A 10,806-nucleotide genomic window follows, 5' to 3' on the forward strand; every position below is an offset into this window, starting at 1 on the left:
GCAACTTACAGGCGGTTCCTGAAGAACGCCACGACCTTGGCGTTCAGATCCTGATGGAACCGCAGGCGGTCGAAGCCGGCCGCATCCCGGCAAAGCGCGGGCAAGGCCTCGGCCTGTTCCGCCGGACAAGGTGCCAGGAACGCAAAATGCCCGGCTTGCTTCGCCTGGTGAAAGTCCGGCGCGGCAGGCAGCGCTTGCCGCACCGCTTCCACGCTGGCCGGCGTGATGCCGTCTCCGCCCTGCTCCGACACCCAGAGTTGCACCGGAATCTTCACCTGTTTTAGCGCCCCGTCCGGGAACGCGTTCAAAGGGTCGGCGATGACGGCCGCCTTGATGCGGTCATCGTGCACATAGGACTGCCGCGGAATCTTCCCGCCCGCCATGTCGCGGCACATCGGCAGCGCCGGCGCATCCTGGCAAATGGCAAGGCCCGCCTGGAAATCCGGCACGGCGCCCGCCAGCACCAGCCCGGTATAGCCGCCCCGTGAAAAACCGAAGACGCCGATTTTCGTGGAATCGACCTGGCCCTTCTGCGGCCAGGCCTGCGTCATATAGTCGATCAACCGCCGCATTTCCCTCGGACGCGTCGAGAAGATCGACAAGTACCCTTGCCGCGACCGGTCCTGCGCATTGTCGCCGACGTGGTTGATCGCCGCGACGACGAAGCCCGCATTGGCCAACGCCGCGGCGGTGTCGTGATGGCTCAGGAAGGACCCCGCCGATCCGTGCGAAATGACGACGAGCGGATATTTGCCGTCGGGCACCGGGCAATTCAGCACACCAGGAATCGTGGCCTGGCCGATCTTGATGTCGGCCGCGGGCGCCCCGCACGGATACCAAATGGCGCCCGACAAGCCCGGACCGTTCTGGTCCATGGGAAGGGACAGGCGTTGGAAACCGGCGGCGTGGGACTGGGGGGGTGGAACGATCAAAAGAAGGTAAATAAGCAGAACGGAACGCAGAGCCATATTCAGAAAGATTGGGTTGGAAACCAGCCACGGAAAATTCGTTCGCAGTCGGCGCCAAAATTGGACTTGCAAGGGACCTCGACAACAGAATTGTGCGATACGCGACGCCTAGATTAGCATCGGCTTCCCTGCCACTTTCAAGATACGAAGCACTAAGTGAACAAACCGCAACCCCACCCCAATCCGTCGAGAATCGACAAAACCAGCGCGACGGCAATTGACCATACGCGGCCAACTGAACGATCAGCGGTGCAGCGAAGGCTGCTGAAGTTCCTAGCGACGCTGGCGGCTGCATCGGCCATGCCGTTACTGTATCTAAATGGCTCTGCATACCATGATGGATACCTCAGCCGGCTTGGATTAGTCCCTTCCATGTTCCCGCTGGACACCGCGGCCACCTTGATTCACGGCGTATTGGCTTGGTACATCGCGTTGGCCAAGGGAGTGGGCTTCATCGCTGCCATCGAAACCCGCCACCTATGGAAGATAGGGATCGGATTCCTAGTCGCTTCTTTAATGACTGGAACTTGGCTTTGGCTGGTTCAAAAAAAAGCGCCCAAAGAAAACCAACTTGCATCTCCAAAAAAACAAAGAAAAGAAAAATCCGGCTTCCGGCAATGGGCTGCCAAAGTAGGAAATGGCGCCTTCTATATTTTTCTGGCGGGATACGGATTCATACTTCTATCTTTCCTATTAACCCTGACGATTTCCGCCCTCATCATCCCATTCTTGAGTGTGGGAAAGTCTGTCGCAGCGGAAGAATTCGCCAAGGAGTTTTCGACCTCCCCCATCGCCCACATGACAATCGGCTCCGAGAAGAAATCGTCTTACCGAATAATCCAATGTTCAGCGTCTTTTTGCGCCCTTTACGCTGACGGCACCATCTTGACTGTTCCACTCTCCAAAATCGAGTTTGCCACGTCTTCGCTCCGATAAAGGCGGCTCAACAAAGTGGCATCGCCGACGGAACCGATCCTTGAGCCGACAAGGATTCCAACTTTTTTTGGATTCTTTGTCGGCTCAGAATATTCACCCTACCGGACCTTGCCCTCCTTCCAGGCCGCCAGCAGCTTTTCATAAGGAATGGTCTCGCCCTTGGGCTTCTCGTTCGCCAGTTTCTTCCAGGGCGCGTGCTGATCCGACAGCCACTTGGCCGGGTCGCTCTTGGCGTTGAGCTTCGGCGCGCATTGCGCCATGCCCGCGCGTTCCAGGCGTGCCATCACCTGATCCATTTCGTTGGCCAGGTTGTCCATCGCGGCTTGCGGGGTCTTTTCACCCGTGACGGCCGTGGCGACGTTCTTCCACCACAGTTGCGCCAGCTTCGGATAGTCCGGCACGTTGTTGCCCGTGGGGGTCCATGCCACGCGGGCCGGGCTGCGGTAGAACTCGATCAGGCCGCCGTAGTTGGCGGCGTTCTTGGTGAAGAAGTCGCTATGGATGTCGCTGTCGCGGATGAAGGTCAGGCCGGTGATGGACTTCTTCAACGACACGGACTTCGACGTGACGAACTGCGCATACAGCCACGCCGCGGCCATCTTGTCGGGGTTGGTGGACTTGAAGAAAGTCCATGACCCCACGTCCTGGTAGCCGTTCTGCATGCCGTCCTTCCAGTACGGGCCATAGGGCGACGGGGCCATGCGCCATTTGGGGGTGCCATCGTCGTTGACGACTGGCAGACCCTTCTTCGTCATGTCGGCGGTAAAGGCCGTGTACCAGAAGATCTGCTGCGCGATCTGCCCTTGCGCCGGAACGGGGCCGGATTCCGAGAAGGTCATGCCCATGGCCTGCTGCGGCGAGTACTTCTTCATCCAGTCGATGTACTTCGTCAGCGCATAGACGGCGGCCGGACTGTTGGTGGCGCCCCCTCGCGATACCGACGCGCCCACCGGCGTGCATTTGTCGTCGGCGACGCGAATGCCCCATTCGTCCACGGGCATGCCGTTGGGCAAGCCGCGGTCGGCGGCGCCGGCCATGGACAGCCATGCGTCGGTGAAGCGCCAGCCCAGCGACGGATCCTTCTTGCCATAGTCCATGTGGCCATAGACCTTCTTGCCATCGATCTCCTTGACATCATTGGAGAAAAAGTCCGCGATGTCCTCGTAGGCGGACCAGTTGGTGGGCACGCCCAGGTCATACCCGTACTTCGCCTTGAACTTGTCTTTCAGGTCCTGGCGGGCAAACCAGTCGGCGCGGAACCAGTACACGTTGGCGAATTGCTGGTCGGGCAACTGATACAGCTTGCCGTCGGGCGCGGTGGTGAACTTGGTGCCGATGAAATCCTTGATGTCCAGGTTCGGGTTGGTCCATTCCTTGCCCGCCCCGGCCATGTAATCGGACAGCGGCAGGATGGCGCCGTAGCGATAGTGGGTGCCGATCAGGTCGGAGTCCGAGATCCAGCCGTCGTAGATCGACTTGCCCGACTGCATGGAAGTCTGCAGCTTTTCGACGACGTCGCCTTCCTGGATCAGATCGTGGTTGACCTTGATGCCGGTGATTTCACTGAAAGCCTTGGCCAGCGTCTTGGATTCGTATTCGTGCGTGGTGATGGTTTCGGATACGACGCTGATTTCATTGACCCCCTTGGCACGGAGCTTGGCGGCGGCGTCCATGAACCACTTCATTTCCGCCATCTGCTGGTCTTTGGACAACGTCGATGGCTGGAATTCGGAATCCACCCACTTCTTCGCTTCCGGCTCGCCGGCCCATGCCCCTGACGTTCCGATCAGGGCGATAGCGGCCGCCATGGCGTGCATGCGCAATTTCATGACCTGTCTCCTCGAATGGCCTTCCCCATCTATTGCTGCGGACCTCTGGCCGGGGAAGATGCGGGCCCGTAGTCCTTGAACCAAGTGAGGGATCGAAACGCCCCTTCAGCCTTTCCTCATGATGAAGGCCAACAGCAGCATGGACAGCACGAAACTGATCCACACCGATGGCGGCTCATCCAGCGAAAACCATTCCACCGCCTTTTGCCCGAACCCCAGAAATGCCAGGTTGAGCCAGGCTGCGGCCATCAGGCCGATGAACAACCTGTCGCCCCGGGTGGTGCGCAACGGCAGGAAGCCCTTGCGCTCGACCGTGGGCGACTTCAATTCCCAGACCGTCATGCCGACCAGCATCAGCACGATGCAGGTGAAGAACACGGCGACGGGAGTGGTCCAGACCATCCAGCTGAACATGGGGCGTTCCTCCTAGGGTCCCTTGACGCTACACCCGGCCCATCGCGAAGCCCTTCGCGATGTAGTGGCGCACGAACCAGATGACGATGCCGCCCGGCACGATGGTCAGCACGCCCGCCGCCGCCAGCACCCCCCAATCCATGCCGGAAGCCGACACGGTTCGGGTCATGGTGGCAACGATCGGTTTGGCGTTGACAGACGTCAGCGTGCGCGCCAGCAGCAGTTCCACCCAGCTGAACATGAAGCAGAAGAATGCCGCCACCCCCACGCCCGACTTGATCAGCGGCAGGAAGATCGCCAGGAAAAAGCGCGGGAAGGAGTAACCGTCGACATAGGCGGTCTCGTCGATTTCGCGGGGCACCCCGGACATGAAGCCTTCCAGAATCCACACGGCCAGCGGCACGTTGAAGACCAGATGTGCCAACGCCACGGCCAGGTGCGTGTCCATCAGCCCGAACGAGCTGTACAACTGGAAGAACGGCAGCAGGAACACGGCGGGCGGCGTCATGCGGTTGGTTAGCAGCCAGAAGAACACATGCTTGTCGCCAATGAAGCGGTAGCGCGAAAACGCGTAGGCGGCCGGCAACGCGACGGCCAGCGAGATCACGGTGTTGATGACCACGTAGATCAGCGAATTGATGTAGCCCGAATACCAGGCCGGATCCGTGAAGATCGTGCGGTAATGCTCAAGGGTGAAATCGCGCGGCCACAGGGTCAGGGTGCTGACGATTTCAGTGTTCGTCTTGAACGACATGTTCAGCATCCAGTACAGCGGCAGGATGGCGAACACCAGGTAGAGGATCAGGAAGGCGGAACGCCACCAGGTCGATTGATCACGCATTGGCATGCTCCTCGTCGACGCCGCCGGTCGTGCCCGCACGTTGCATCCAGTTGTAGAGGATGAAGCACAGCAGCAGGATGATCAGGAAGTAGATGATCGAAAATGCCGCGGCCGGCCCCAGGTCGAACTGGCCCACGGCCTTCTGCGTCAGGTATTGCGACAGGAACGTCGTGGCATTGCCCGGTCCGCCGCCCGTCAGCACGAACGGCTCGGTGTAGATCATGAAACTGTCCATGAAGCGCAGCAGCACCGCGATCATCAGCACGCCGCGCATCTTGGGCAGCTGGATGTAGCGGAACACGGCCAGGCGCGACGCGCCGTCGATGCGGGCGGCCTGGTAGTAGGCGTCGGGAATGGCCCGCAGCCCCGCATAGCACAGCAGCGCGACCAGCGGCGTCCAGTGCCAGACGTCCATGACCAGCACCGTCACCCAGGCGTCCACGTCATTGCCGGTGTAGTTGTAGTCCACGCCCAGCCAGGACAAGGTGGCGCCCAGCAGGCCGATGTCGGTGCGGCCGAACACCTGCCAGATGGTGCCGACGACGTTCCATGGAATCAGCAGCGACAGCGCGATGATCACCAGCACGGCCGAGGCGCGCCAGCCGCTGGCCGGCATCGACAGCGCCAGCAGGATGCCTAGCGGGATCTCGATGGCCAACACCGCCAGCGAAAAGCCGATCTGCCGGAACAAGGCGCCATGCAGTTCCTCGTCCTGCAACACCGCGGCGTACCATTCCGTGCCGACGAAGACGCGGCGTTCTGGGGAAATGATGTCCTGCACCGAATAGTTGACGATGGTCATCAGTGGCAGGATGGCCGAGAACGCCACGCACAGCACCACGGGCAGGACCAGGAACCAGGCCCGGTGATCGATGGGTTTCATGGAATCAGCGCCTCGTCGCGGTAGAAGCAGGTATGCGGGTTAAGCACCGACAGCCAGACCGTGCCGCCCGCCGCGGCCGGCACGACCTGGCTGCCGAGCCGGGCCCGCACCGGGACGCCCTCGAAGTCGCCCACCAGCAAGGTATAGGTGCCCACGTCCTGCACCCGGTCCACGCGCACGGGCACCGCGCCAGCCGCGCCGGCATCGGTCACGCGCAGGTATTCAGGGCGCACCCCCAGCTTGACGGGGCCTGCCCCCGCCAGCTTGGCGCCCAGGTCCTCGGGCGCGCCGCCAACGCGGCTTTGCCCCACCATCAGTGCGCCGTCGCGCCATTGCGCGGGCAGGAAGTTCATGCCGGGAGAGCCGATGAAGTGACCGACGAACGTGTGGGCGGGCCGTTCGAACAGGTCATCGGCGCTGCCGACTTGCACGGCGCGGCCCCGCGCCATCACCATGACCTGGTCGGCGAAAGTCAACGCTTCGGTCTGGTCGTGGGTGACGTAGATCAGCGTCAACTTGAACTCGTGGTGGATTTCCTTGAGCTTGCGCCGCAGTTCCCATTTCAGTTGCGGGTCGATAACCGTCAGCGGCTCGTCGAACAGAATGGCCGACACGTCGCTCCGCACCAGCCCGCGCCCCAACGAGATCTTCTGCTTGGCATCTGCCGTCAAACCGCTGGCACGGCGGTCCAGCACGGCTGACATCTCGAGCATTTCGGCGATGCGGCCCACGCGTTCGCGGATGCGGCCCGGCGCGATGCCGCGGTTGCGCAGCGGGAACGCCAGGTTTTCCGCCACTGTCATCGTGTCGTACACGACGGGAAACTGGAACACCTGGGCAATGTTGCGCGCTTGCGGGGTCTTGGCGGTGACGTCCTGCCCGTCGAACAGGATGCGGCCATGCGATGGCCGCAGCAAACCCGACACGCAATTCAGCAAGGTGGTCTTGCCGCAGCCCGACGGCCCCAGCAAGGCATAGGCGCCGCCGTCGCGGAACGTGAACTTCAGTGGCAGCAGCGCGTAGTCCTCGTCGGTCTTGGGATCGGCCACGTAGGAGTGCGACAGGTCCAGCTCGATCTGCGCCATCAGGCTACCTCCCCGGCGCCGGCAGGTTGCCGAGGCGCGGCCAGCAGCGCGCCATCGGCGCCGAAGGCATAGGTCTGCGCCGGGTCGAAATACAGCTCGACGCGCTGGTCCAGCGTGTACCGGTGCACCCCCGGCAATTGCGCAACGACATTACCCGCCGCCGTTTCCGCGTGGACGAAGGTGTCCGACCCGGATATCTCCGCCAGCTTCACCACGCCGGGCAGGCCGATGTGGCCGGGGCGCGGCGCGACGTCCAACGCCCCGGCGCGCAAGCCCGCGGTCAAATCCGCGCCCGTGCCGGGTGGCAAGTGGCGCGCCACCGCCATCTGGCCTTCCAGGACGAAGCCCGCGTCCGTGCGGCGCGCGGCAAACAGGTTCATGGGTGGGTCGCTGAACGCGCGCGCGACCCGGATCGAATTGGGCCGGTGAAAGACCTCGGCGGTGGGGCCGTATTGCAACAGTTCGCCCGCGTCCAGTACCGCCGTGTGGCCGCCAAGCAACAGCGCTTCACCGGGTTCGGTGGTGGCGTACACCACCGTGGAACGCCCTTCCGCGAACAGTTCGGACAGTTCTTCGCGCAGTTCTTCGCGCAGCTTGTAGTCCAGGTTGACCAGCGGTTCGTCCAGCAGGATCAACGGCGCGTCCTTGACCAGCGCCCGGGCCAGCGCCACGCGCTGCTGCTGCCCGCCAGACAGTTCCGAGGGGTAGCGCTCCAGCAGGTGATCGATGTGCAGGCGCGCCGCCATGGCGCGAACCTTTTCGCGGATGTCCCGTTCCCCGCGCAGTTTCAACGGGGACGCAATGTTGTCGTGGACCGACATGGACGGGTAGTTGATGAACTGCTGGTAGACCATGGCGACGTTGCGCTGGCGCACCGGCACGCCGGTCACGTCGGCGCCGTCGACCAGCACGCGGCCCTCGGTCGGCCGGTCCAGCCCCGCCATGATGCGCATCAGCGACGTCTTGCCAGCCAGGGTCGCCCCCAGCAATACCGTCATGGCGCCCGGAACCGGGGCCAGGCTCATGGGGGTCAGGTGCGTCTGCGAGCCGGCCCGCAAACCAATCCTGTCCAAGGTCAGCTGCATCTAGTCTCCTCTACCTACTTATACGTCCCTATTTTTCACACGGACTTCGGTATTCGGTACAGCGCCCTGCCTGTGCGCGAATGCGCGCAACAGCATGAGCATACTCTTTCAGATGGCTTTCGTTTTTTGTGCGTTTTACCCAAGAAGCGAACAAAAAACAATCTTGCAGTGCGGCATTATTTTTCGCTTTTGTTGTTTTATCATTCGTCCATGACACTGAATCCACGACAAAGCGCTTTGATCGAAATGGTGCGGGCCCAGGGCTCGGCATCGATCGAAGAGCTTGCCAAACGCTTTGACGTCACGCTGCAGACGGTGCGGCGCGACGTGAACATCCTTTCCGAAGCCGGCCTGCTGTCGCGCTTTCACGGCGGCGTGCGCATCGAGGCCTCGACCATCGAGAACATCGCCTACCGCAAGCGCCAGGGACTGCACGCAGCCGGCAAGCAGCGCATCGCCGAAGCCGTGGCCCGCGCCGTGCCGGACGGCTGTTCGCTGATCCTGAACATCGGCACCACCACCGAGGCCATCGCACGCGCCCTGCTGCGCCATCGCGGCCTGCGCGTCATTACGAACAATCTGCACGTGGCGGACATCCTGTCCGACAACCCTGACTGCGAAGTCATCGTCGCGGGCGGTGTGGTGCGTTCGCGCGACCGCGGCATCGTCGGCGAAGCCACCATGGACTTCATCCGGCAGTTCAAGGTGGATATCGGGCTGATCGGCATTTCGGGCATCGAAGCCGACGGCACGCTGCGCGACTACGACTTCCGCGAGGTACGCGTGGCGCGAACCATCATCGAGCAGTCGCGCGAGGTCTGGCTGGCGGCCGACAGCAGCAAATTCAAACGCCAGGCCATGGTGGAACTGGCGCACATATCGCAGATCGACCGCTTTTTCACCGACGCGCATCCGCAAGAACCCCTGGCGCAAGTGCTGCTGGATTCCGGCGTGCGCTGCGAAGTGGCGGCGGCGCCGAACGCGGCCGCCGGGGCGCCGGCAGCCGAGGTATCGGCTGGCGCCACGGCCTCCACGAACCCTTCGGCATCCCACGCTTGAACCGGCGCGCCGGACCCGGACTCAACGCCCGCCTCCGCCCGCCCGCACACGACAACCACGCTTCTACCTGGCGGCCCCGCCGCAACGACTTATGAACCAACCGCTCGCCAACGTCACCCCGCCCGACCGCAACCGCCTGTTGTCCACCCTGGACAACACGCCTTCCTGGGACGTCATCGTCATCGGCGGCGGCGCGACGGGCCTGGGCACGGCCGTCGATGCCGCCTCGCGCGGCTACCGCACGTTGTTGATCGAAGGCGCCGACTTCGCCAAGGGCACCTCCAGCAAGGCCACCAAGCTGGTGCACGGCGGCGTGCGCTATCTGGCCCAAGGCAACGTCAGCCTGGTGCGCGAAGCGCTGCACGAACGCGGCCTGCTCAACCGCAACGCGCCGCACCTGGTATGGCCGCTGGGCTTCGTGGTGCCCGCGTACAACTGGATGGACCAGCCCTTCTACGGCATCGGCCTGAAGATGTACGACATGCTGGCCGGCAAACTGAACCTGGCGCCCAGCCGCTGGCTGTCGCGCCGCGACACGCTGGCCAACGCGCCGACGCTGGCCGAAAGCGTCAATGGCCGCGGCCTGAAGGGTGGCGTGCTGTATTACGACGGCCAGTTCGACGACGCGCGCCTGGCCATGAGCCTGATGCGCACGCTCTTCGACCAGGGCGGCACGGCGGTGAACTACGTGCGCGCCACCGGGCTGACCACCAGCAACGGCAAGGTTGACGGCGTGACGGCGCAAGACGTGATCGGCGGCGCCAGTTTTTCATTGCGGGCCCGGTGCGTGATCAACGCCACCGGAGTCTGGGTGGATGCCGTGCGCCGCATGGAAGACAAGAACGCGCCGACCATGGTCGCGCCCAGCCAGGGCGTGCACCTGACCTTGCCGCGCGACTTCCTGCCCGGCAATCGCGCCATCCTGATCCCCAAGACCGATGACGGCCGCGTGCTGTTCGTCGTGCCATGGAACGGCCACACCATCGTGGGCACGACCGACACGCCGCGCGACGACCTGCCGCTGGATCCGGAAGCCGGCGCCCAGGACGTGGATTTCATTCTGGGCACGGCGGCGCGCTACCTCAGCCGCAAGCCCACGCGCGACGACGTCACCAGCGTCTGGGCGGGCCTGCGCCCGCTGGTCAAGGCCACGGGCGAGGCGTCGACCAAGCAGCTGTCGCGCGAACACACCATCCTGGTGTCCAACGCCGGGTTGGTGACGGTGACCGGCGGCAAATGGACGACGTACCGCCGCATGGCGCAGGACGTGGTGGATACCGCCATCCAGCACCAATTGCTGACGCAGGCCACCTGCCGCACCGAATCGTTGCCGCTGCACGGCGCCTCCGGCCTGACGCCTTCGCAGGAACACGCCGGCACGCCGGACAGCTACTACGGCAGCGACCTGGCCATCCTGAAGGCGCTGCCAGGCGCTGACCGCATGCTGGTCAACGCCAGCGGCCTATCGGAAGCGCACGTGCGTTTTGCCGCGCGTTTCGAATTGGCGCGCAGCGCCGAAGACGTGCTGGCCCGCCGCAACCGCGCGCTATTCCTGGACAGCGAAGCCGCGATGCTGGCCGCGCCGGAAGTGGCGCGCATCCTGGCCGAAGAACTGGGTCACGACGCCGCCTGGCAGCAGCGGACGTTGCAGAGCCTGGCCGTGGTCGCGGCCAACTACCGCCTGAAATGACGCCGGGGGGGGGGGG

10 protein-coding genes are annotated in these 10,806 nt (G+C 63.4%); 3 read left to right on the forward strand and 7 right to left on the reverse strand.

What is annotated here, in order from left to right; all coding sequences use genetic code 11:
• Positions 1-5 precede the first annotated feature (5 nt).
• The gene (locus tag ACE039_RS19570) at positions 6-875 is read right to left on the reverse strand and encodes an alpha/beta hydrolase family protein (RefSeq protein ID WP_448708881.1); all 870 of its coding nucleotides are present in this window, start codon (positions 873-875) and stop codon (positions 6-8) included.
• Between the two features lie 249 nt (positions 876-1,124).
• Between ACE039_RS19570 and ACE039_RS19575 the strand changes: the two genes are divergently transcribed.
• Positions 1,125-1,904 (forward strand): hypothetical protein, encoded by a 780-nt coding sequence (locus ACE039_RS19575; RefSeq protein ID WP_448708880.1) that lies wholly within the window; start codon positions 1,125-1,127, stop codon positions 1,902-1,904.
• A 98-nt stretch (positions 1,905-2,002) separates the two neighbouring features.
• Here ACE039_RS19575 and ACE039_RS19580 read toward each other — a convergent pair whose 3' ends face one another.
• The 6 genes from ACE039_RS19580 to ACE039_RS19605 all read right to left on the reverse strand — a co-directional run bounded on the left by ACE039_RS19580 (position 2,003) and on the right by ACE039_RS19605 (position 8,041).
• Positions 2,003-3,733 carry an ABC transporter substrate-binding protein gene (locus ACE039_RS19580; protein WP_105556853.1) on the reverse strand — a complete coding sequence of 577 codons (1,731 nt, stop codon included), beginning with the start codon at positions 3,731-3,733 and terminating at the stop codon, positions 2,003-2,005.
• A 105-nt stretch (positions 3,734-3,838) separates the two neighbouring features.
• Complete coding sequence (locus ACE039_RS19585; protein ID WP_105556852.1) at positions 3,839-4,147, reverse strand: DUF2160 domain-containing protein; 309 nt, start codon at positions 4,145-4,147, stop codon at positions 3,839-3,841.
• 28 nt (positions 4,148-4,175) lie between these two features.
• The gene (locus ACE039_RS19590) at positions 4,176-4,988 is read right to left on the reverse strand and encodes a carbohydrate ABC transporter permease (RefSeq protein ID WP_485823127.1); all 813 of its coding nucleotides are present in this window, start codon (positions 4,986-4,988) and stop codon (positions 4,176-4,178) included.
• Positions 4,981-5,871, reverse strand: a complete 891-nt coding sequence (locus ACE039_RS19595; RefSeq protein ID WP_105556850.1) for a carbohydrate ABC transporter permease — start codon at positions 5,869-5,871, stop codon at positions 4,981-4,983. The genes ACE039_RS19590 and ACE039_RS19595 overlap by 8 nt, the downstream gene beginning before the upstream one ends.
• Positions 5,868-6,956, reverse strand: a complete 1,089-nt coding sequence (locus tag ACE039_RS19600) for an ABC transporter ATP-binding protein (protein WP_485823128.1) — start codon at positions 6,954-6,956, stop codon at positions 5,868-5,870. Before ACE039_RS19600 ends, ACE039_RS19595 begins: the two co-directional genes overlap by 4 nt.
• Positions 6,956-8,041, reverse strand: coding sequence for an ABC transporter ATP-binding protein (locus ACE039_RS19605; protein ID WP_485823129.1), 1,086 nt, complete (start codon positions 8,039-8,041; stop codon positions 6,956-6,958). The genes ACE039_RS19600 and ACE039_RS19605 overlap by 1 nt, the downstream gene beginning before the upstream one ends.
• Positions 8,042-8,251: 210 nt before the next feature.
• On the opposite strand from ACE039_RS19605, the gene ACE039_RS19610 reads away from it, so the two are divergent.
• Both ACE039_RS19610 and ACE039_RS19615 read left to right on the forward strand, forming a co-directional pair.
• Positions 8,252-9,100, forward strand: a complete 849-nt coding sequence (locus tag ACE039_RS19610; RefSeq protein WP_233213956.1) for a DeoR/GlpR family DNA-binding transcription regulator — start codon at positions 8,252-8,254, stop codon at positions 9,098-9,100.
• Between the two features lie 91 nt (positions 9,101-9,191).
• Positions 9,192-10,790, forward strand: coding sequence for a glycerol-3-phosphate dehydrogenase/oxidase (locus ACE039_RS19615; RefSeq protein ID WP_310028983.1), 1,599 nt, complete (start codon positions 9,192-9,194; stop codon positions 10,788-10,790).
• Positions 10,791-10,806 lie beyond the last annotated feature (16 nt).

Source organism: Achromobacter maghribensis, from assembly GCF_057334215.1.

Bases quoted from the DNA above. Each gene is read 5' to 3' on its own strand.
- ACE039_RS19570 (WP_448708881.1), bottom strand. From the start codon at position 875: ATGGACCAGAACGGTCCGGGCTTGTCGGGCGCCATTTGGTATCCGTGC.
- ACE039_RS19580 (WP_105556853.1), bottom strand. From the start codon at position 3,733: ATGAAATTGCGCATGCACGCCATGGCGGCCGCTATCGCCCTGATCGGA.
- ACE039_RS19585 (WP_105556852.1), bottom strand. From the start codon at position 4,147: ATGTTCAGCTGGATGGTCTGGACCACTCCCGTCGCCGTGTTCTTCACC.
- ACE039_RS19590 (WP_485823127.1), bottom strand. From the start codon at position 4,988: ATGCGTGATCAATCGACCTGGTGGCGTTCCGCCTTCCTGATCCTCTAC.
- ACE039_RS19595 (WP_105556850.1), bottom strand. From the start codon at position 5,871: ATGAAACCCATCGATCACCGGGCCTGGTTCCTGGTCCTGCCCGTGGTG.
- ACE039_RS19600 (WP_485823128.1), bottom strand. From the start codon at position 6,956: ATGGCGCAGATCGAGCTGGACCTGTCGCACTCCTACGTGGCCGATCCC.
- ACE039_RS19605 (WP_485823129.1), bottom strand. From the start codon at position 8,041: ATGCAGCTGACCTTGGACAGGATTGGTTTGCGGGCCGGCTCGCAGACG.
- ACE039_RS19610 (WP_233213956.1), top strand. From the start codon at position 8,252: ATGACACTGAATCCACGACAAAGCGCTTTGATCGAAATGGTGCGGGCC.
- ACE039_RS19615 (WP_310028983.1), top strand. From the start codon at position 9,192: ATGAACCAACCGCTCGCCAACGTCACCCCGCCCGACCGCAACCGCCTG.